This window comes from Klebsiella sp. 10-1 (assembly GCF_009758445.1).
GTDB lineage: Bacteria > Pseudomonadota > Gammaproteobacteria > Enterobacterales > Enterobacteriaceae > Klebsiella > Klebsiella scottii.
Window position 1 is genome coordinate 1257397 of sequence record NZ_WQRE01000001.1, and the last position, 22339, is coordinate 1279735.

The 22339-nt window shown below is 53.5% G+C and carries 16 protein-coding genes; 7 read left to right on the top strand and 9 right to left on the bottom strand.

The window, feature by feature from the left end; genetic code table 11:
- Nucleotides 1–388 precede the first annotated feature (388 nt).
- On the top strand, nucleotides 389–835 hold the full coding sequence (locus GO007_RS06045) for a DUF3290 domain-containing protein (RefSeq protein ID WP_095096813.1): 447 nt from the start codon (nucleotides 389–391) through the stop codon (nucleotides 833–835).
- 8 nt (nucleotides 836–843) lie between these two features.
- The gene (locus GO007_RS06050) at nucleotides 844–1479 is read left to right on the top strand and encodes a DUF421 domain-containing protein (protein WP_095096816.1); all 636 of its coding nucleotides are present in this window, start codon (nucleotides 844–846) and stop codon (nucleotides 1477–1479) included.
- Between the two features lie 441 nt (nucleotides 1480–1920).
- On the opposite strand, the gene GO007_RS06055 is transcribed toward GO007_RS06050, so the two are convergent.
- Nucleotides 1921–2202 carry a hypothetical protein gene (locus GO007_RS06055; protein WP_095098099.1) on the bottom strand — a complete coding sequence of 94 codons (282 nt, stop codon included), beginning with the start codon at nucleotides 2200–2202 and terminating at the stop codon, nucleotides 1921–1923.
- 81 nt (nucleotides 2203–2283) lie between these two features.
- Nucleotides 2284–2460: a YnfU family zinc-binding protein gene (locus GO007_RS29505; protein ID WP_218029264.1), complete on the bottom strand. Its 177-nt coding sequence runs from the start codon at nucleotides 2458–2460 to the stop codon at nucleotides 2284–2286.
- A gap of 153 nt (nucleotides 2461–2613) precedes the next feature.
- Here GO007_RS29505 and GO007_RS06060 point away from each other — a divergent pair, with 153 nt between their 5' ends.
- Nucleotides 2614–2847, top strand: coding sequence for a hypothetical protein (locus GO007_RS06060; RefSeq protein WP_095096819.1), 234 nt, complete (start codon nucleotides 2614–2616; stop codon nucleotides 2845–2847).
- Nucleotides 2848–2866: 19 nt separating this feature from the next.
- On the opposite strand, the gene GO007_RS06065 is transcribed toward GO007_RS06060, so the two are convergent.
- Nucleotides 2867–11449, bottom strand: coding sequence for a glycoside hydrolase family 94 protein (locus GO007_RS06065; protein ID WP_095096822.1), 8583 nt, complete (start codon nucleotides 11447–11449; stop codon nucleotides 2867–2869).
- A gap of 155 nt (nucleotides 11450–11604) precedes the next feature.
- Nucleotides 11605–11763, bottom strand: a complete 159-nt coding sequence (locus GO007_RS29080; protein ID WP_218029263.1) for a YnfU family zinc-binding protein — start codon at nucleotides 11761–11763, stop codon at nucleotides 11605–11607.
- 326 nt (nucleotides 11764–12089) lie between these two features.
- Between GO007_RS29080 and GO007_RS06070 the strand changes: the two genes are divergently transcribed.
- The gene (locus GO007_RS06070) at nucleotides 12090–12389 is read left to right on the top strand and encodes a putative quinol monooxygenase (protein ID WP_095096825.1); all 300 of its coding nucleotides are present in this window, start codon (nucleotides 12090–12092) and stop codon (nucleotides 12387–12389) included.
- 150 nt (nucleotides 12390–12539) lie between these two features.
- Here the strand turns inward: GO007_RS06070 and GO007_RS06075 are convergent, their stop codons facing one another.
- The 3 genes from GO007_RS06075 to yeaG all read right to left on the bottom strand — a co-directional run bounded on the left by GO007_RS06075 (nucleotide 12540) and on the right by yeaG (nucleotide 16475).
- On the bottom strand, nucleotides 12540–12848 hold the full coding sequence (locus GO007_RS06075; protein WP_095096828.1) for a hypothetical protein: 309 nt from the start codon (nucleotides 12846–12848) through the stop codon (nucleotides 12540–12542).
- Between the two features lie 248 nt (nucleotides 12849–13096).
- Nucleotides 13097–14380 (bottom strand): YeaH/YhbH family protein, encoded by a 1284-nt coding sequence (locus GO007_RS06080; RefSeq protein ID WP_095096831.1) that lies wholly within the window; start codon nucleotides 14378–14380, stop codon nucleotides 13097–13099.
- A 160-nt stretch (nucleotides 14381–14540) separates the two neighbouring features.
- The gene (gene yeaG, locus GO007_RS06085; RefSeq protein WP_095096834.1) at nucleotides 14541–16475 is read right to left on the bottom strand and encodes a protein kinase YeaG; all 1935 of its coding nucleotides are present in this window, start codon (nucleotides 16473–16475) and stop codon (nucleotides 14541–14543) included.
- A 429-nt stretch (nucleotides 16476–16904) separates the two neighbouring features.
- On the opposite strand from yeaG, the gene GO007_RS06090 reads away from it, so the two are divergent.
- The 3 genes from GO007_RS06090 (at nucleotide 16905) to GO007_RS06100 (ending at nucleotide 20154) form a co-directional block, all read left to right on the top strand.
- Entirely contained in the window at nucleotides 16905–17651 is a 747-nt protein-coding gene (locus GO007_RS06090) for a MipA/OmpV family protein (RefSeq protein WP_095096837.1), read from the top strand.
- Nucleotides 17652–17743: 92 nt separating this feature from the next.
- On the top strand, nucleotides 17744–18598 hold the full coding sequence (locus tag GO007_RS06095) for an aldo/keto reductase (RefSeq protein WP_095096840.1): 855 nt from the start codon (nucleotides 17744–17746) through the stop codon (nucleotides 18596–18598).
- 98 nt (nucleotides 18599–18696) lie between these two features.
- Nucleotides 18697–20154: a DASS family sodium-coupled anion symporter gene (locus GO007_RS06100; protein ID WP_095096843.1), complete on the top strand. Its 1458-nt coding sequence runs from the start codon at nucleotides 18697–18699 to the stop codon at nucleotides 20152–20154.
- A 91-nt stretch (nucleotides 20155–20245) separates the two neighbouring features.
- On the opposite strand, the gene GO007_RS06105 is transcribed toward GO007_RS06100, so the two are convergent.
- Nucleotides 20246–21133 carry a D-hexose-6-phosphate mutarotase gene (locus tag GO007_RS06105; protein ID WP_095096846.1) on the bottom strand — a complete coding sequence of 296 codons (888 nt, stop codon included), beginning with the start codon at nucleotides 21131–21133 and terminating at the stop codon, nucleotides 20246–20248.
- Nucleotides 21134–21220: 87 nt separating this feature from the next.
- Nucleotides 21221–22216: a glyceraldehyde-3-phosphate dehydrogenase gene (gene gapA / locus GO007_RS06110; RefSeq protein WP_045855008.1), complete on the bottom strand. Its 996-nt coding sequence runs from the start codon at nucleotides 22214–22216 to the stop codon at nucleotides 21221–21223.
- Between the last annotated feature and the right edge of the window lie 123 nt (nucleotides 22217–22339).

Consider the following 22339-nt stretch of genomic DNA (forward strand, 5'->3'; position numbering starts at 1 on the left):
ATCCTCTTCCCCGAGCCAGGCTGACGTCCATCGTTCTCCATAAACACAAATTTTTAACAATACGCCGTGTGTAATGTCTGCTGCACGAAGCCGCCGTGTGCAACTCTCTAAGAGGCTGCTTTGAGCAAGCAGCAGACATTATTCATGTGCGCCTTTGATTAAGCTGTTAATGGAAATCAGGGAATTTTTCGAACCAACTACCGCCCTCGCCAGATACTTAAACCATCGATGATTTATACTTCTTATCTATACTTCAGCTTAAAAAATCAATGACAGACCTCAGATGATAGCTGATAATTATTAGTTGTTATGTAACATCAGCGTGAAAAATGGCAATGAATCACTATAATAAAGGTGGGAGTCTTAAAAAATCAGGAGTTATGCCTAGATGAAGTTTTATGGAATAAATTATCTACAAATGCAGTCTAATATAAATGATTATTTAAAATATATTATTATATTTAGCACTTTGTTTATCCTCATTGTCGTTTTTAGCCTGTATATGCGTCATCGCCTGCAGACTAAATATCGGGACTTAACGATTATCGCCTTCTTATTTTTACTCTTCATTTCGGGTGTTCAGTATGCAGATTATACAGATAGCCAAAATGTACACTCACAATCATCGCAAATGGTTAATTTTGTGAGGTTGTTATCAAAAGAAAAAGATGTGAGTGTAAACTCGATCTTTCCCAGTTCAGTACAATTATCGGATGGCGTCATTGTTAAAATTAATGATTCCTATTACCGTATCAACTTAAGTGTGGATCAAAAGACTTACAGGTTAGTAGAAGTCTCGTTAATAAACCCCGAAATAGAAATTATAAGAAATTGAGGAATAAAATGATTGTTTACACACCTATCATTATAAAGTTGGGGCTGGGAATACTGTGTTTGATTGTTCAAATAAATCTCATGGGAAAAGGGAATCTGGCCCCCTCATCCGCAATGGATCAGGTTCAAAACTATGTATTAGGCGGGATCATCGGTGGCGTAATTTACAATGAATCGATAACCGTACTACAATTTATACTAGTGTTGATTATCTGGACTTTGCTTGTTTTTGTTCTTAAGTTTTTAAAAGAGAATAATCGCTTCGTTAAACGAATTATTGATGGCAAGCCTATTACCTTGGTACATAATGGCAGCGTTAATGTTAAAGAGTGTTTAAGAAATGGTGTTTCCGCAAATGATTTGATGTTTAAATTAAGAGCAAATGGCATATATGAAGTGGAGCAACTAAAACGCGTGGTTCTCGAACAGAATGGGCAGTTGACTATTATCCAAAGTGGCGATGAAAATATACGTTACCCAATTATAGTAGATGGGTTAGCTAACCATGATCTGCTTGAGATTATTAACAAAGACAGTGATTGGTTAGAAGGTAAAATTGCGGAGCAAGGCTTCAGTAAAATCAGTGAAGTATATTTAGGTGAATATTTGTCAGGCAGGATTAATTTGTACGGATATGAAAAATAATATCCAAAGTTAACTCTACTTTACTACCCTTATGCTATTGATAACATTGTTTTTTTGAAGTGTTTGATTATCAGGGGGCAGTGATTCCACGTCTGGCTCTGTCTAAGGATACTGACATTAACGTCCGCTTCAGGCATGGAGCGGACAGGCCCGAGGCCATATGACGACGGCTATGAACGAGGAGCGGAAATTACGTCTGTGAGGGGCCGGTCAATGCCGCCGAAGAGGGTATGGCTCGTTTACACCTTGTATCTTTTTTCTTTCATGTGCCTGCATGTTATGGCGCGCAGGATAAATAACGGTAGGGCTAATATTTAACGGCGTATGTTAACGTTGATGATGCTCATCTATTTAAATAGAATCGCCAAAATGCAGAGTTTAGTCAGGGCCAGAAATTATAACTTTTCGGTTTGCATCAGTAAAATATCCCTCTGGGTTATTCTATATATGCCAGTAATGTTCATGGAATTGTCTGGCGGATTCCTTTTCGTCAAGGTATTCAAACCCGAGCAGGCGAATTTTTTCATGGTTGTAAAACCATTCGTTCCCGTGCCGTTCAATGATCTCCCCTGGCGTGAAGCACTGCCCTGATGCTACCCGCACAATCGCATATTTATCATTGCTAAATCTGACCCTGTGAATGCAGAAAGGTTGATTTATTTCGCCGGAAAGACGGCTGCCAATGATATCTCCTTCAATCAGAACAACTTTACTGGTTTTCATAAGCATGACCTTCATTACAGGAGTAAAACAGGTAGGTCGCCATTTTCCCATTTGTGTATCTTTAAAATGCGAGACCGCCGATCAGCCTCCAATACACCAGCATTCTGACGGTCTGAATAATAGCCCGCAGGCGGGGCACTCCAGAACCGCATTTTTCCGTAATTTACCTGCTTTCTGATCGGCCCGGTGGGCACATACCGGGCAAGCCACGTGAACGGGTCTCTCTTTAAAATGCCTGAGTCCATTTGTATAAGACATAAATTGATACTCTATGGAGTGTAATATTCATTATACGCCTTTAAACAAGATTATTTAGATAATGTTATGTGGATTTATTACTAAATCAGCAAGTCAGACCCGCAGACCACCTGGGTGATTTGTGATATAATACCCTTCCGTGAGAAATTTATAATGAAATCAGAAGACATCCTCGACTGGTACCCGGCGCAATTGCCGCCAGTGAAAATTATCCTTGGTGAAGCCGTGCTGGCCGTCGGCAAACAGGGCCGCCCCATTAACACCCGGACGTTGCTTGAGTACCTGCAGGTGATGCAGGACAAACAAAAAAGAAGGGATGACAAAACCGCGATGAAGACCGCAATTGATGTTCTCCGGGACAATCAGCGCACTAACGGCAGACGTTAATGCGCACGCTAAGCCAGCGTCAGTTCTGAATGATATCAATGGTATGGAATTGTCCGTCATCCATCAGCGGAATGCTGTCATCGGGGAGGATGATGCCGTCCAGAGTGGCCTGGTATTTCCCGACGCCACGTGAAACGCTAATGTGATACTGACTGTCGCCGTACTGATATGTCATGGAAAACGACGGCCAGTTGTCCGGCAACAGAGAATGAACGGTAAGGGAAGTACCGCAACGTTTTATCCCCAGCAGCTCCTCTGCCAACAAACGGTATGCCCAGCCTGCGGAACCGGTATACCAGCTCCATCCGGCACGACCCGTATGTGGCGCGACGCTGTACACATCAGCGCTCATGACGTAGGGCTCCGCTTTATATCTTTCCACTCCACCGGCATCCAGCGTGTGGTTTATCGGGTTGATCATTGACCACAGCTGCCACGCGCGTTCTGCATTCCCCATCCGGGCAAACGCCATCACCGCCCAGATGGCGCCATGAGTATACTGCCCCCCGTTTTCCCGCACTCCTGGCAGATAGCCCTGGATATATCCCGGATTCAGCCCGTGTCCATCGAAAGGTGGCGTTAACAGTTTGATTAGCCCGGCCTCGTTATCCACCAGATGCTTATCCAGCGCCTGCATCGCCATGACGCTACGCGCCTCGCTGGCGACCCCGGACAGTACCGACCAGCTTTGCGCAATCGCATCAATTCGACAGTCCTGCGACGCTTTTGAGCCCAGGGGAGTACCATCGTCAAAATATCCTCGCCGGTACCATTCACCGTCCCATGCCGAGGTTTCGAGATTTTTTTGCAGGCGCAGCGCCTCTGAACGACACATTGAAGCGACGCTGGCATCCTGTCGCCGATCGGCAAGCGAAGCGAAGCGTTGTAAAATATCGTACAGGAAGAAGCCCAGCCAGACGCTTTCACCTTTTCCCTCAATGCCCACCTGGTTCATCCCGTCATTCCAGTCGCCGGCCCCCATCAGCGGGAGACCGTGCTGCCCGAAGCGTAATCCATGCTGAATAGCTTTGACGCAGTGTAACCATAGCGTCTCTTCGCTGCTGCTGATGACCGGCGTGTCGTAGACGGACTCTTCACCCGGATGGAGCGGGCGACCTTGCAGATAAGGAATATTCAATTCCAGTATTTCTGTGTCCCCGATCGTTTCGACATAGTGACAGACTGCGAGCGGGAGCCAGAGATAGTCATCCGAACAGCGTGTACGCACGCCGTTACCGTGAGGAGGGTGCCACCAGTGTTGCACGTCTCCCTCAACAAACTGCCGTGTTGCGCACAGCACTATCTGTTCGCGCATCCTTTCCGGGGCGGCGTGACTGAGCGCCAGCGTATCCTGCAGCTGATCGCGAAAACCAAATGCGCCGCCGGACTGATAGTAACCGCTACGCGCCATAAGGCGACTGGCCATCGTCTGGTACAGCAGCCACCCGTTGACCAGTAAGTTCACGGAGGTATCCGGGGTATTGACCACCATTTTATCGAGTACGTGATGCCAATAGCGGTGAACGTTGTTCAGCTCCTGGCGGACGGTATCCTCATTCAGATAGCGGGCCAGGGTCTCCTGAGCCCGGCTATGATTTTCATCCACGCCAAGGACAAAAATAAACGTTCTCTGGTCGCCATCAATTAGCGTGGCCGCGGATTGTACTGCTGCGCAGGGATCCAGCGCGGCCCCCGTTTTCCCCGAGAGCCTGCGCAGCTTCATGGCGTCCGGATTTTGCAATGAACTGTTTCGGCCAATAAACTCGCGGCGGTCGCCCGTCAGCGAGCAGTAGGAGCCGCTGACGGCAAAAAATGCCGTGCGCTCGCCGCCGTTAGCGCCGTAAAAGTTGTTGGCCATCACCCCGCAACCGCCAGAAATGTTGACTGGATACGTAACGATATGGGAGGCCGAACGGGTTCGTAAATCCCCAAGCGTCCACTCCGCATACCCGGTGACGGACAGTTTACGCGTTCGTCCCGAATTATTACTGAGCGTCAGGATCGCCAGTTTAACCGGTGCCTGTTCGGCGACCAGTATCGTCAACTCACTGTCTATCCCGCTCTCCCGGTGGGCAAACACGCTGTAGCCAAAACCATGACGGGTCAAATAGTCGCCGTGGCCGCGCACTGGCAGTATCGTCGGCGACCAGCACGCACCGCTCTCTTCATCACGCAGATAGAAGGCTTCACCACTGCGGTCGCTCACCGGATCGTTTTCCCAGGGCGTTAAGCGGTATTCATGGGCATTTTCATACCAGCTGTAGGCCTGTCCCGCCTCTGAGATAACGCTGCCAAAATCGGCGTTTGCCAGCACATTTGACCACGGAGCTGGCGTCGGCTCGTTTTCCCTGAGGACAATCTGATACTCCCGACCATCCTGAGAAAAGCCGCCGAGCCCATTGAAATGGCGCAGCTGATGGGTATCAGGCGTCCAGTCGGTATGTCGATTGCCCTCCGCTGCAGGGTGCGGAATTAGCAACCTGGCCTGGGGTTTTAGGGTATGAATGCGCTGGTTAAGCTGTTCACTTAGCCCGCCGGCTCGATCATCAAGATACAGGCAGGCGACGCTCATCAGAAGCTGCTTATCCTCGGCGGAGAGATGCTCGCCATTACGGACAAAAATCCCGCCTGATTTATCCAGCAGGCTGGCTCCCGATCTGGCATAAATCAAATCCATAATCTGGTTTTGCAGCGCCTGCTGGTAGCCGCCAGGGCTCTCATTGAGGATCACCAAATCGACCTCCAGCCCTTTCTGGCGCCAGTATCGGTGCGCCTGAATAAGTGTTGTTACCGAGGCGATACCCTCTTCGCTGGTGATACTGAACAGCACTATCGGCAGATCGCCTGAAATCGCCCAGCCCCACAGACCGGACTGACCTCGCCGGTTACGGCTGATAATCTGGCCGTCGGCGCGCAGCTCGTGACAGGGGTAAAGCACCGCGCTGGCGAGACGGTTAAACAGCGTGGCATCATCTTCACTGGCGTTCATCTGGCGTAACACCACCAGACTGTGGGACCAGGCCAGTTCAAAGATGCGGTCAGCGATGGGGTGATCTCTGTATTTTTCAAGCAACGCCAGGCTGTGCTGGCGGCTTTCGCTGATACCGTAAACGATATCGATAGTGACAGGCTGTCCCGGTAGTAGCGTGATAGCGTGGCGAATCGCCAGTATCGGATCAAGAACGGCCCCCGAGGTATTGCTGAGCGGTCCTTTTTTTACGCTTGTCAGCGCATTTGAAGGGGTTCTGCCGCGGCCAATAAATGCTGCCCTGTCGGTTTCAAACGAGATGCTCTTACTGTTATTGCCATGCACGACCACCATGTGAAACATGCACGGGTTCTGTTCGTCCAGCGAACGCGGGCGGCGATGGCACAGGATCGCGTCACGATCGGGGTTAATCTCGGTCTGGATGAATAAATTGCTGAATGCCGGATGGGCCCGATCGCTGGCGTCGGGCGCCAGCACCACTTCGGAATAGGTGGTCAGTTCAAGGTCACGCGGCATTCGCCCCCTGTGTACCAGCGTGAGCCGCCGTAGTTCAATATCATCTTCCGGGGAGACCACAATCTGGGTTCTGACACTCAGCGATCCGAAAGTACGCCTGTATTCAGCGCCGGCATCGGTAAAGATCGCCTCGTCGCCGTTATCGGCGTCTTTGCCGGTGGGATGCCAGGTATTGCTCCAGACTTCGCCCGTTTGCGTATCGCGGATATAGCAGAATGCTCCCCAGTTATCCCGGGTCGTATCGCTGCGCCAGCGCGTGAGGGCAATATTGTTCCAGCGGCTATAGCCACCGCCACCGGGGGTTAACATCAGATGGTAATGGCTGTTGGACAACAGCTGAACTTCAGGCACCGGCGTATCTGCTCCGGTAAAAATACGCGGTTCGTAGCGAACGGGTTTGACCCTTCCTTCATGGGATTCGAAATGACGGCGCGGGCTGTAGAGATCGACCGCATCCGGCACGCGCTCCTGTAACAGCAGGCTCGCCGAGCGGAAGACGGTACTGGACATGAATCGCTCCGTCATCGGGGCGTTAAGCAGCACGTGAGCCAGCGCCTGAAATGCCATCCCCTGATGGTGCGCCATCCAGGACTGCACGACGGCATATAGCTGCCCGGTTGCGAGGCGGGAGGGAGTATAGTCCAGCGCTTCATAAAAACCGTATTCGCCGCGCGCGCCGTTTTTTTCCAGGCTGAGCAGATTCTCGCAGGCTTTCTGCGGAGAGATCGTTAGCGCCAGCAGTGTCGCATACGGGGCGATGACCATATCGTCAGCAAGTCCTCGCCGCAGACCGAGACCCGGTACGCCAAATGCCTGATACTGATAATTGTGCTGAACGTCAAAAGCATGATAACCGGACTCCGATACCCCCCACGGCACCCCACGCTCTTTGCCCCAGCGTATCTGACGCTTAACCGCGGACTGGCTCATTTCATCGAGAAGGCTACCGGGCCAGGTGGGCATCACCAGGTTCGGCATCAGGTATTCAAACATCGAACCGCTCCACGACATCAGCGCGGTTTCATGGTCAATGGTGGTGAACAACCGTCCCAGGGCATACCAGCTTTTTAACGGCAGCTGGTTAGTCGCGATGGCGAGAAAACTGGTCAGACGGATTTCAGACGGCAGAAGATCGTAATGGCTTTTATCGGGTGTGTTCGTATCACAGTTGTAGCCGACGCTGAGCAGGCTGGTCGCCTCGCTGTACAGAAAAGCAAAATCCATTCTCGCATGATCGCTCAGCCGCTGTTCAAGTTCAGTGATAATCTTCAGCCGCATGCGGGCCAGCGCCGTAGCCGATGCCGGAGGCGTTCCTTCGCCGCAATAGCTCGCGCCGGCAAGCCAGCTCAATGTCGGCAGCATCTGTTCGCTATACGTCTGAGGTATCCAGCCAAGCAAATGCGACCATTCATGGCAAAGCTGCACCAGCTGATGCTCAAGGTGTCCTGTCCAGCGCACCACAAGGCTGCTCTCCTGAGCGCACTGCGTCGTCAGATGGTTACACTGGGCGCGCATTTTTTTAAGTTCGCTGAACAGCTGCGCCGGAGGCAGCGACGCTGCGTTCAGGCAGTGCTTGCGCAGCAGTCGCAGACCGGTTGGCGCGTTCTGACCCCAGTGTTTTTCCAGAATGATTATCGTATCGTTCAGCCCGGCCAGGATCTGCTCGCTGTTCAAAACCGGCTGATGACGCATGGCGGACAGGCCTTCGCGCAATGTCAGTAAATGGCCGGCCATATTGCCGCTGTCAACGCTCGAAACATAGCGTGGGCTGAGGGGCGCAAGCGTGCGGGTGTCATACCAGTTAAAGAGATGGCCCCGGAAGTGTTCCATTTTATCCATTGAGTCGAGAGTCATCGTCACGCGCTGTAAAACCTCTCCCCCGGGCAGGTAGCCAAAATCCCAGGCGGTCAGATTGGCCATCAGGGAAAGTCCGATATTGGTGGGGGAGGTGCGATGTGCGATGGTTGGCTGCGGTATTTCCTGGTAATTGTCCGGTGGAAGCCAGTTCTCTTTTGCCGTGGCAAAGGTTTCAAAGAAGGCCCAGATTTCGCGACTCGTCTGACGCAGCAGCTGCTTCTGTTCCTGGTTCAGCGAAATCGCCTTACGTTCAGGCTGGCGGCTTAGCCAGCTCAGCAGCAGGGGGCCCAGACACCATAGAACGCCGACGGGCAGAGCGATAGTCAGAAGCCGTGGGGAAAAATGAAAAGTCATCATCGTCAATGCCGCCCCGGCGACAACATTCAGCCACATCGCCCGATAAAAACGAATCACCGAAACGCCGGGCTGATGGCCGTCGGGGCTGTGGCTGGTCCACTGGATGAGATTGCGCTGACTGACGCCAAGACGCCAGAGCGTCACGGCAATGGCGTACAATGAGTATCCGGCCTCATGCGGCAGTATCGCAAAATTGAGCCCGATACGGGAAAACCGTTTCAGCGCCCCGGCCGCGACGAGTGGAATATGCAGCCGCAAAGGGCGACGAAGAGGTTTATGCAGAAGGTCGTGGCTGATGCTCAGCGCTGAAGGCAATAACCACACCAGCGCCAGCGCGCCAAGCCAATAAAGCGGGTTGGGGACCAGCAGCAGGGAGCAAAAAAGAAGCGCCAGCAAAGACGGGCTGACCAGGCTGCGGCGTAAATTGTCGAATAACTTCCAGCAGGAAAGCGCCGATAGCGGATTTTTATCCCGGGTTCCATCCGCCTTTCTGACGTACGGGCTGAGCCAGTTAAGCAGCTGCCAGTCGCCACGGATCCAGCGCGTGCGGCGGGCAACGTCTGACAGATAGTTGTTCGGGTACTGCTCGTAGAGTAAAACTTCACTGAGTAGCCCGGAGCGAGCGTAGCACCCTTCGAGTAAATCATGGCTGAGGACCAGATTTTCCGGGCAGGCGTTGGCGGTGGCCAGGACAAAGATATCGACGTCATAAATGCCCTTACCAACGAACGATCCTTCGCCGAAGAGATCCTGATAGATATCTGAAGACATCATCGAATAGGGATTATTACCCGGCACGCTGCTGCGCATGGCGGCATAGCGTCCCTGTCCGTTGCGCGGCATTTCCTCCGCCAGCCCGGGCTGTAAAATGCCGTACCCTTTGACGACCCTCTGCCGTAGCGGATCATACTCTGGCAGGTTGAGCGGATGCGCCATTGTCGCGACCAGCTTATGCGCCGTGTCGCGCGGTAACACCGTATCGCTGTCCAGGGTGATGACATATTTAATATGACCCGGCAACAGATGCGCTGGCGCATCTGCGACGCTGGAAAATTGCGCCGCGGGATGGCGCAACCAGTTGTTCAGCAACGCCAGCTTTCCCCGTTTGCGTTCATAACCCATCCATTTTTCCTGCGTGGGGGCCCATTCTGGCTGTCGGTGCAGAAGATAAAAGCGTGGGCGGCTGGCTGGATAGCGGCGGTTAAGATCCTCTGTTTCCGAGATGGCCTGTCTGAGCAGCCCGCTGTTTTCTGGCGGTTTTTCAACGGCGGAATCGGCAAAATCGGTGAGAAGGGCGAAGCGGAGGTTTTCGTTCTGATTACCCAGCCAGCACACTTCCAGGCTGGTGAGGAGCTTGCTGATGCTTTCGTGACTTGTCAGCATACAAGGGACCACTACCAGGGTCGCGCAATCCGCCGGAATTCCAGCGGAAAAATCCATTCGCGGCAGCGGTCTGGGTATTCGAAAGCGGGTGGTCGCTTCGCTCAACAAATCGTTCATTAACTGACTGACCGCCAAAATAAGCGGCAACGCCAAAAGTATCAGCATCCAGCCCATTCCCTGCTGCGCGGTTTCGTGCAAAATTCCGGCCGTCACCGCTGTCGTCAGCAGGCTCAGGCTGCCAAGCCATGACAACAAGGGGATTTTGTTGAAACTATGCCGCAGGCGTATCAGCCCTGAGGTATCTGCGGAAAGCTGCACTTCCAGCAGCTCGCGGCCTCCACCGGCCAGATAATAACCAATATGATGCCCCGGCGTGCCGGGCGCATTTTCCACAGAAAGCGCCAGTACCCGGCTGGCTACCTCTGACTCGCTGAAACGACTGTCTCTGGCCAGGATCTCGATGACGTGGCGGTAATGATCCCGGGTATCAAAGTGCATACGGGAATAGGTGCCGGCAGGATCGAGACGCAATGTCTGTTCTACGACGCTGATTGCCTCGGCGAAATCAGCCCAGTTCGTTTCGCTCAGCAAACGCAAGCCCGCGATGCTGTTGCTGACGGAAAGCTGGCTGGCCGCAAGCTGTTGATTGAAGCGGTGAATAAGAACCTCGGTTGTCACGCCCTGTTCAGCAAGACGCTGGTCCACCCAGGTCAGCGGCAGTGCCAGCGCATTGCCGCGCCCCTGCAGGCGGCGTACCAGTTCTGCGACAAACGCACTGCTCAGCGGCGGCCGCGCGCGCGCCATGTCGGCGACCACCATGATTAAGTCTGCCGGAGTATTCTCGGCACATTCGAAAATCCGCGTAATCCATGTATCTGCCAGGCTGCGCTCTTGCTGGGCTTTTACTACTTCCATACTGACGCGACGCAGATTTTCGATTAGAGACAGACGCAGCATGCCCGGTAGCGCCCAGACCTCGCCTAACGTCAGCGGCGTCACCTGCTGATACGCCGCAATATAGCTGGTCAGGCTGGCCACGTCCCAGCGCCCGTCACCGTGGGCAATAGCTTCAGATGCGATATCGTAAATACGCGGGCAGTGGTGAGGCGATGCCAGGGACGGGAGGCCTTTGCCAAAGCTTTTTGGCAGATGCTGGCGGACAATGCGGATTTGTTCCTCAATCAGGTAGTAATTATCAAGCAGCCACTCACCCGCGGGCATGATGCTCGATTTTTTCCCGGCATTGAGCGCATAACAGTTTTGCGTGATCGCAGCCTCATTATCCCCCAGCCGTTTAAGAAGATAGTAAGGCAGCTTGTCCGGCGACAACTTATGAGTATGCGCCAGTTTCTGGCCGTAACGTTCCATCTGAGGCGTCGAAAACAGCTCTGAGCGCAAGCTATTTTCGCTTGTTGAGTCGTTGGCAGGAAACGGCACCAGTTCAGGGGCTTTCGTAGACATACGGGAGCGGCTAAACCATGCTCGGGGATTCATTTTCATAGCGTTGCTCTGATGCGACATTAACGCGCAGGAGCAGTTGCGAAATCAGTTCAGAAACGTTCTCTCAGGATGGGCGTAAGGCATCAGGGATTTAACAGCTGCCGGTCTTTATTTCAGTATAGAACACCGGTTTGTACGTGAGCCGGCGTAAGGGGTTAGCGTGGCGAGACAAAAAGGGCCTTACATCCCGGGCATAGCATTGCCTGCTTTAACCGAATCTTTGATGCAGGCTGGGGGGATTTTAAGCCGCAGATGGGGCAGGTGGCGGTGGACGTTCCACCGATGAGCTTCATTGCGTAATCGAGAAATGACATGATGATTAACCTTTCAATGAATGTGTTTCAGTCTACCACGTCTGGATAAAATTTAATCTATATAAAAACCTCCCCGTTTATATTTGCTGCTTCTCTCCCTCATCTCAGGCACAGCTGTAGTCCACTTCTGCCACAAAACTGCCCGCGACCCTCCTTTGACTTTCCCGAGGGAAGGGCGGACCGTCGTGCACTTCCCGAGAGCAAAGGCTATGATGCTTGCAGAAAATGACCAGCGTCAGCGCTATCCCAACGGAGAACGGGCCTGATGACGCTGAGGTATCATTCGTCCCCGGCGAGTCAGTATTCGTTTTAACTAAGAGGCGCGTATGTTAAAAGTCACTGCCGAAGATTTTATAAAACCCGAATGCGTTGAAATCGTTCTCCCTTTGTACCGGGAACTGGTATCGGCAACGAAGAAAGAGCCGCGCTGTATCGCTTATGATTTATATATTGATGAGAAGGATCCCGGACATTTCATTTTTATTGAGGAGTGGCCAGACCACGCGGCCCTCGACGCGCATTGCGCCAGCGAGCATTTCAGACGACTGGTCCCTTTAATCGACCAGCATAAGCGAAAAGACGCCCGCTATATCCTGATGAATTGCCGGGTGAATCCGGAGGAATAGCCAGGCCGGCGGTAATGCGGCGCCATCTTGTTGTTCAGGCGGCTCGCGGCGGGTCGATTTAAAGTCCGAATTATCTTCCCCGGTGATGGATGACCTGAGGCGGCTTTGGGCGAAGCGTCACTCACGACCGCCAACGCAACGCCGCTTCCGTTATTCTGCTCCCGCCGGAGCCTTGCGCCTTATTTCAATCATATGGACATAAAAGTCATGGAACTCCTGGTCCTGTTTGGCAACCATTTCAGGAGGCAATGATTTGCGCTCGTCTCTCCACTGCCTGAGCGCTTCCTCGCACTGCCGGTAAGCAGCGTCAACAATCTCAATGGCTGGCTTATCCGTTTTAATGAACGGGACCGTGTGATTATCAAGGCAGATTGATACGGGAGTGCCAAATTGCTCTGCTGATGCGCCGCCCGCGATAGCTCCCAGCAGCCAGCACATGTTCTGAAGCTTTTTTCTCATTACTCTCAACCTCTTAATAAGCCGAAGCAGCAAATTAGCACGGTAGGTCCTCGCTGTCCCCAGGGATAATAACCGTGGCGTTGGCTAAGCGTGATAATGGCGCGACCGAGGACGCGGCGTACGGGAAACGAAAAGGGGAGCATAATGCCGGAACAGGCGCTAACCATTGCGTCAGCGGGAGAATAATATTGCGTGGGAGGGATAGAAAATCAGCCAGAAAATATAATTAACTGGCTGATTTATTTACGTTAGCTGGTGGTATTGGCACTCTGCTTATGGAACAGCTCGCGGAATACCGGATAGATATCTTCCTGGTCGCGTATATGCTGCATGGCGAAGTTTTCAAAGGTCGCCTGCAGGTGTTCATATTCACGCCATAACGTCTGGTGGGCGCGACGGGTGATTTCAATATAGCTGTAGTAACGCACCACCGGCAGGATGTTCTTCGCCAGCAGTTCGTGACACAGCGGCGAGTCATCCGCCCAGTTATCGCCGTCCGACGCCTGCGCGGCATAGATATTCCACTGCGACGGGTCGTAGCGCGCTTTAACCACTTCATCCATCAGCTTCAGCGCGCTGGAGACGATCGTGCCGCCGGTTTCCTGCGAATAGAAAAACTCGTGTTCATCCACCTCTTTTGCCTGGGTATGGTGGCGGATATAGACCACCTCGACGTTTTTATAGGTCCGGCTGAGGAACAGATACAGCAGGATGTAAAAACGTTTGGCCATATCTTTGGTGACCTGATCCATGGAGCCGGAAACGTCCATCAGGCAGAACATCACCGCCTGGCTGGAGGGCTCGGGCCGTTTTTCATAATTCTTATAGCGCAGATCGAAGGTATCGATAAACGGCACGCGGTCAATCTTCGCCCGCAGCTCGGCTATCTCCTGACGCAGCCGCTCTTCTTCCAGCAGCTGTGCCGGTTCGCTTTTAGTGATGACGTCCAGATCCGCCTCCAGCGCGCGCAGCTCGCGTCGCTTACCGGCGGTCATGGCGGTACGTCGCGCCAGGGAGTTTTGCAGCGAACGCACCACGCTGATGTTAGCCGGGACTCCGTTAGCGGTAAAACCCGCCCGATGCGTTTTAAACTCGGTAAGCTGCCGCTGCTGGTTTTTCTTCAGATTCGGCAGGGCGAGATCCTCAAACAGCAGGTCGAGATACTCGTCTTTGGATATCTGAAAGACAAACCCATCCTCGCCTTCGCCATCGGCGCTGGCTTGCCCCTGGCCGCTACCTCCGCCGCCGCCGCCACCCTGCGGTCGTTCAATACGGTCATTTTGCACAAAATGGTCGTTGCCGGGATGCACGCGATTGCGCAGGCCGCCGCGACCCTGATGAAACATCGGTTCGTTGATATCATCCGTCGGAATAGAGACGGATTCTCCGCTCTCAATATCGGTCACCGAGCGCTTGTTGATCGCCTCGGAGATCGACTGTTTGATCTGCGCCTTGTAGCGACGCAAAAAGCGCTGGCGATTCACCGCACTTTTATTCTTCCCGTTCAGGCGCCGGTCTATAAACCAGGTCATATGCCCCCCGTACTGCATTTGCCAACCATACACGTCATACTTCAAGCCGCATTGTGCGTTGCTTACCCCGGACGCTTACCTGAGTAAACCTCCGGGGCTCCCTGCAACTCGAATTGTTGGTATCTCTTTTTTGCCCCGCAGCGATCGGGCTTGCCGCACGTCAGGACGATTTACGTACGCGCAAATACCATTCGCACAGCAAACGTACCTGCTTACGGGTGTAGCCTTTCTCCATCATCCGGTCGACGAAGTCATCGTGCTTTTTCTGCTCGTCGGTAGAGGTTTTGGCGTTGAACGAAATGACCGGCAGCAGCTCTTCGGTATTGGAGAACATTTTCTTCTCAATAACCGTGCGCAGTTTTTCGTAGCTGGTCCAGTTCGGGTTGCGTCCGCTGTTGTTTGCTCTGGCGCGCAGCACGAAGTTGACTATCTCATTACGGAAGTCTTTCGGATTGCTGATCCCCGCCGGTTTTTCAATTTTCTCCAGCTCCGCGTTCAGCGATTCACGGTCGAACAGCTGGCCGGTATCCGGATCGCGGTATTCCTGATCCTGAATCCAGAAATCCGCATAGGTGACATAGCGGTCAAAAATGTTCTGCCCGTATTCGGAGTAGGATTCGAGATAGGCGGTCTGGATCTCTTTACCGATAAACTCGGCATATTTCGGAATAAGATAGCCTTTGAGGAATTCCAGGTAGCGCTCCGACTGCTCCTGCGGGAACTGCTCGCGCTCAATTTGCTGTTCCAGGACGTAGAACAGATGAACCGGGTTAGCGGCAACCTCGGCATGATCAAAGTTAAATACCCGCGACAATATTTTAAAGGCGAAGCGGGTGGAGAGACCGTTCATACCTTCGTCGACGCCGGCATAATCGCGATACTCCTGGTAGGATTTCGCTTTCGGGTCGGTATCTTTCAGGCTCTCGCCGTCATAGACGCGCATTTTGGAGTAAATGCTCGAGTTTTCCGGCTCTTTCAGGCGCGACAGAATCGAGAAGCGCGACAGCGTTTCAAGGGTGCCAGGTGCGCAGGGCGCATGGGTCAGCTCGCTGTTATTCAGCAGTTTTTCATAAATACGCATCTCTTCAGAAATGCGCAGGCAATAAGGCACCTTGACGATATAGACGCGGTCGAGGAAGGCCTCATTGTTTTTGTTATTACGGAAGGTCACCCACTCAGATTCGTTCGAGTGCGCGAGGATAATCCCGTTAAACGGCAGGGCGGAAATCCCTTCGGTGCCGTTATAGTTTCCTTCCTGAGTGGCGGTCAGCAGCGGATGCAGCACCTTAATCGGCGCTTTGAACATCTCGACGAATTCCATAATCCCCTGGTTGGCGCGGCACAGGGCGCCGGAATAGCCGTAGGCATCCGGATCGTTCTGGGCGTAGTGCTCCAGCTTGCGAATATCAACCTTACCGACCAGGGCAGAGATATCCTGGTTGTTCTCATCGCCGGGTTCGGTTTTGGCGATGGCAACCTGCTCCAGAATCGACGGCCACACCTTGATGACGCGGAATTTGGTGATATCGCCGCCAAACTCATGCAGACGCTTGGCCGCCCACGGCGACATGATGGTGCCGAGATAGCGGGTTGGTACGCCATATTCCTTCTCGAGGATCTGCGCATCTTCCCGCGGATTAAACAAGCACAGAGGATGGTCGTTCACCGGGCTGCGCTCGCCGTTCGCGCTCAGCACGTAAACCGGTACGCGCTGCATTAATGATTTCAGACGCTCGGCAAGGGATGATTTACCGCCGCCCACCGGCCCCAGCAGATACAGAATCTGTTTCTTCTCTTCCAGACCTTGCGCAGCATGCTTCAGGTAAGAAACGATCTGTTCAATGGCATCTTCCATACCGTAAAACTCTTCAAATGCCGGATAGCGTGCGACAACCCGGTTTGAAAAGAGACGGGACAGCCTTGGCTCCAGGGCCGTATCGACCATTGCGGGTTCACCAATGGCCATCAGCAGCCTTTCTGCCGCGTTGGCATAAGCACTGCGATCTTGCCGGCAGATGGTAAGAAACTCCTGCAGTGTGAACTCTTCGTCCTTGGCAGCTTCATAACGCTGGCGATAGTGATCGAATATATTCATGGCATGCCGTCCTTTCGTATTTAGCACAAGTTGAGAGCGTTCATATGAATAGTGGGTGCTCCCGGAAGAGGCAAGCAGAGCGCGACGTCTACAGATTCTCCAGCAACCCTTATGCCAGGTTGTCGACAAGATTAAGATAACGTGCCCTGCAATGACATCTTCTAAATTAAAGCGTAGATGCATTTAGAAAACTTGCATGCAGCGAAAAATCAATTTCAATGACATATCAATAACTCATCCTAAAAAAGGCCGCTTTTTCGCACGTCCTGCCGGGGGCCTTCATCGTGTTGTCATGAAGCTGCAGGTCCGAAACCCTGTATTGATGAGCGGGGGAGTCATTTTTTGTAATGACGGGTAAAGAATTTGAGGCATGAGGGCTACGACGTTAAACTGCCTGCGCGGATTATTTGACAAACGGGAATATGGATTGTGAAGAAGATCAAATCTCTGGCACCAGGCGTGTGCCTTTTGGCTTGTGTGTCGGCAGCGCACGCCGACGGGAAGTTAACGCTGGGGGCCGGCGTGGGTATCGTCGAAAGCCCGTATAAGCAATATGACGTCGATGTTTACCCGGTGCCGGCAATCAGCTACGAGAGCGACAGCTTTTGGTTCCGTGGCTTAGGCGGCGGTTACTACTTATGGAATGACGAGAGCGATAAGCTGTCGGTTACCGCCTACTGGTCGCCGATGTACTTTAAGCCGGGCGACAGCGACAGCGAACAGATGCGTAAGCTGGATCGGCGTAAATCGACGATGATGGCCGGGCTGTCTTATGTCCACAACACCCCGTATGGCTTCCTGCGTACCACCCTCGCCGGCGATACGCTGGATAAAAGCAACGGGATTACCTGGGACATGGCCTGGCTCTATCGCTACACCAACGGCAACCTGACCTTAACGCCGGGTATCGGCGTGGAGTGGAGCAGCGACAACCAGAACGAATACTACTACGGCGTTTCGAAGCGCGAATCCGATCGCAGCGGTATGCGCAGCTACGACCCGGATAGCAGCTGGAACCCGTATCTCGAACTGTCGGCAAACTATCGCTTCCTCGGCGACTGGAGCGTATACGGCGCGGCGCGCTACACCCGCCTCTCCGACGAAATCACCGACAGCCCGATGGTGGACAAATCCTGGAGCGGTTTGATCTCCACCGGGATCACCTACACTTTCTGATTGTGCATCTTTATAGACACATCTGTGCATCAAAACAGGGCGTAGCGCCCTGTTTTGCATTACGGTGGTGCAATAAGCGACGGGAGGTAGCGATGACGGTAAAAATGGGCCGCTTTGGCGACCAGCAGGCGGTTCCTGCCATCGGGCAGGGGACCTGGTATATGGGACAAAACGGCGCGCATCGCTCGCAGGAAGTGGCTGCACTGCGAGCGGGCGTTGAGCTCGGGCTGACGGTTATCGATACCGCCGAAATGTATGCCGACGGCGGGGCGGAAGAGGTGGTGGGCGAGGCGCTTCGCGGCCTGCGCGACCGCGTGACGCTGGTTTCCAAAGTCTATCCGTGGCACGCCGGTGGGCGCAGGATGCGCGAGGCCTGTGAAGCTAGCCTGCGTCGTCTGAAGAGCGATTATCTCGATCTCTATCTGCTGCACTGGCGGGGTGATTTCTCGCTGGCAGAAACCGTCGAGGCGATGGAGGCGCTGGTTGCTCAGGGCAAAATTCGCCGCTGGGGCGTCTCCAATCTCGATACCGACGATATGCAGGCGCTGTGGCAGGTGCCCGGAGGCAGACGCTGCGCGACCAACCAGGTGCTGTATCATCTGGCATCGCGCGGCATTGAACACGATCTGCTGCCGTGGTGTCAGCAGCAGCAGCTGCCGGTTATGGCCTACAGCCCGCTGGCCCAGGCCGGTCGCCTGCGCGATGGCTTAATGAATCATCCCGCCCTCAGCAGCCTGGCGCTGGAAAAGGGCGTCACGGTCGCGCAGCTCCTGTTAGCGTGGGTAATCAGCCACAAAGGGGTGATGGCGATTCCAAAGGCCGGAAGCATCGCGCACGTTAAAGAGAACGCGGCCGCGCTCGAGGTGGTGCTGGATGAGAACGATATCGCGGTGATGGAAAGGGCCTTTCCGGCGCCGGGGCGCAAAACGCCCTTAGATATGGTGTAAAGGCGCTGATTTTACAAAGACATCTGCGGGTTTCGTTGATGGATATCAATGCTCAGTTGTGATTATCCTTTTAAAGATAAAAGAAAAAGGAGAATGACATGACTGAACCTAACAAGCCTCTGGACGTGAAGCTGGCTTTTCCCCTCTGGAAAGCCGCCCTGACAATCCTGTTCGGCGCAATTATCTGGTTTACCCCTCCCCCTGAAGGGTTGGCCATTCATGCATGGCAAATGTTTGCTATTTTTGCCGCAACGATCTTTGCCATCATCCTGAAGGTGATGCCGATGGGGGCGGTGACGATGATTGCGCTGATCGTCTCCGCATTTTTAGGGGTGACGCCTCTCTCGCCGGGTAAAAGCGACAAAATCGCGGCGCTTTCCGGGTTTGCCAACGGTACGATCTGGTTGATTGGTATCGCGATGTTCATCTCCCGGGCGGTGATTAAGACGGGGCTGGGCAAGCGGGTGGCGCTGTGGTTTATTTCCAAATGCGGTTCAAGCATGCTGGGCGTAGCCTATGGTCTGGCCCTGTCTGACGTTGTCCTGGGGCCGGGCATTCCCTCGGCGTCGGCGAGGGGCGGCGGCATTATGTATCCTATTACGCAGTCCATTGCGACCGCATACCAGTCGGAACCTGGCGCGACGGCCAGAAAAGCCGGCGCCTTTTTAATGCTCTGCGTTTCTCAGATTGACGCCATTGTCTGTACGATGTTTTTAACGGCGATGGCGGGTAACCCGCTGATAGCCGAACTGGCGAGAAGCCAGGGCATTGAAATCACCTGGACGACCTGGTTTGTCGGCGCGATCGTGCCGGGGATTGCCTCTTTGATCCTGCTGCCGCTGGTGCTGTACGCTATTTATCCGCCGCAGCTGAAGAAAACGCCGGAAATTCCCGCGATCGCCAGAGAAGAGCTGCGCAAAATGGGGCCGATGTCGCTGGCGGAAAAAATCCTCGCGCTTGATTTTGTCCTGCTGATCTTGCTTTGGACGGTGGGCGACATTTTCTTTGCCATTCCCGCCACCCTTTCCGCGTTTATTGGGCTGATGGTGCTGCTGGTCAGCAATATCATGTCGTGGAAAAACATTATTGAAGAAAAAACGGCCTGGGATACGATGTTCTGGTTCGCCGTACTGGTGATGATGGCCAACGCGCTCAACAAGTACGGCATGATTAGCTGGATATCGGAGCGGATTGTCGGCTATGTCGGCCACTTCGAGTGGATAACGGTCTTCTTACTGCTGGTCGCGGTCTATTTCTATACCCGCTATTTCTTCGCCTCGGCGATGGCGCATATTTCCGCTATGTACCTGGCGTTTCTGGCCGTTGCCGTTTCCGTCGGCGTGCCGCCGCTTTTCGCCGCCCTGGTGCTGGGCTATACCTCGAACCTGTCGATGGGGCTGACGCAGTACTCTGGCGGCCCGGGGCCCGCTCTGTTTGGTTCCGGCTATAACACCACGGGTCAGTGGTGGGGCGTCAGTTTCGTGGTGTCGATTGCGTCTATCTTCATCTGGCTGGTGCTGGGGGGCGCGTGGATGAAGCTGGTGGGGTTCTGGTAACGGAACAACGTCGCATGCGGCATCAGTAAAAAAACAGGGCGATTGCGCCCTGTTTTTGATCCCGCGTCTCCGGTTCAGGAGCGCAGCGGCATTAGCCTCTTTTCGCGACGCGGATAGTTTGCGCCAGGCGAGACGGTTTTTCTTCGCTGGCTTTCTGCGATCCGGTGACGCAGCAGGTTTCGACGCAAACGAAGGTTTTGTAGCCGTCGTCCGGCATATCGCCCATGCTCACGGAAAGCGCCGGGCCAGGGTTCCAGCCCACCACGTTGTTGTTATGGTGATGAATAACGTCAATGCTGCGGTTCAGCGCGCCGTCGTGAATAACGCTGCAGGCATCCGCGTTCAGATAGACGCGGTCGGTACGATCCGGGAAGGTCTCCTCGCCGTGGCTTAGCACGCCTTCCTGCGCGTTGTTAACCTTATCAATATAGCGATCGCCCAGGCCGCTGACTTTCACCGCCGCGATATCCCCGACGTTGAAGTAGGTATGCAGGGCGGAGGTGGTTTCAAATTCGCCGTGCGCTTCCAGTTCGATTTCGCAGGTTTTACCCAGCTTGAAGCGCGCGTAGAGCGTAAATTCGTGCGGCCAGTACTGCCGGGTCTTATCGCTGCTTTTCAGTTCGAAGGTCAGCATCACGCCGCTTTCATCTTCATTGTGACCTTTCAGCGTCCACGGCAGGTTGCGCGCAAAGCCGTGGGCAGGAAGACCCTGCTGCGCCGCCGGGCCAAACCACGGCCAGCAAACCGGCACGCCGCCGCGCAGCGCGATGCCGCTTTTAAACGGGGTGTTTGCGCTGAGCCACAGAACTTCTTCTTCGCCGGCAGGTTTCCAGGAGAGCAGGTGGGCGCCCTGGAAGGCGACGGAAGCTTTAACTTGCGGATGGTCAACGACAATCAGGTCGAGGTCGTCAAGCTGGCGGCGGGAGAGGACAGGAGTAACTTGTTCAATAACCGGGAGAGCAAAAATTTTGTTAATCATGGTGCAATCCTTGGTGTACAGGTACTGAGTTAAGCCATAAAAAAAGGCGACCGAAGTCGCCTTTTTGGATCAGGTTCTCATCTCAACTTATTTGGAGATGTGAGCGATCAGGTCCAGAACTTTGTTGGAGTAACCAGTTTCGTTGTCGTACCAGGAAACCAGTTTCACGAAGTTGTCGTTCAGGGCGATACCTGCTTTAGCATCGAACACGGAAGTGCAAACTTCGCCGTTGAAATCGGTAGATACAACGTCGTCTTCGGTGTAGCCCAGAACGCCTTTCATTGCGCCTTCGGAAGCAGCTTTGATGGCTTTCTTAATTTCTTCATAAGAAGCAGCTTTTTCCAGACGAACGGTCAGGTCCACAACGGATACGTTCGGAGTAGGAACGCGGAACGCCATACCGGTCAGTTTGCCATTCAGTTCTGGCAGTACTTTACCTACTGCTTTAGCAGCACCGGTAGAGGACGGGATGATGTTCTGGGATGCGCCGCGGCCGCCGCGCCAGTCTTTGTGAGACGGGCCATCAACGGTTTTCTGAGTAGCGGTAGTCGCGTGAACGGTGGTCATCAGCGCTTCGACGATGCCGAAGTTGTCGTTGATAACTTTAGCCAGCGGTGCCAGGCAGTTAGTGGTGCAGGATGCGTTAGAAACGATGTCCTGGCCTTCGTATTTGTCAAAGTTAGCGCCTTTAACAAACATCGGAGTGTTGTCTTTGGACGGGCCAGTCAGAACGACTTTTTTCGCGCCAGCAGTGATGTGTTTACGAGCGGTTTCGTCAGTCAGGAACAGACCAGTTGCTTCAGCAACGATGTCAACGCCAACTTCGTCCCACTTCAGGTTAGCCGGATCGCGTTCAGCGGTAACACGGATTTTTTTACCGTTAACGACCAGATGACCGTCTTTCACTTCAACGGTACCGTTGAAACGGCCGTGAGTGGAGTCATACTTCAGCATGTAAGCCATGTAGTCAGCGTCTAACAGGTCGTTGATTGCAACGATCTCGATGTCAGAACGTTCTTGAGCAGCACGGAAAACAATGCGACCGATACGGCCAAAACCGTTGATACCTACTTTGATAGTCATATATTCCACCAGCTATTTGTTAGTGAATAAAAGGTTGCCTGTAAAATTACAAAAACCTTACGCAGCGTCAAGCGGAATCGTGTCAATCATTGCGACAAATCAATCCAGAGCACACCTTTGCGC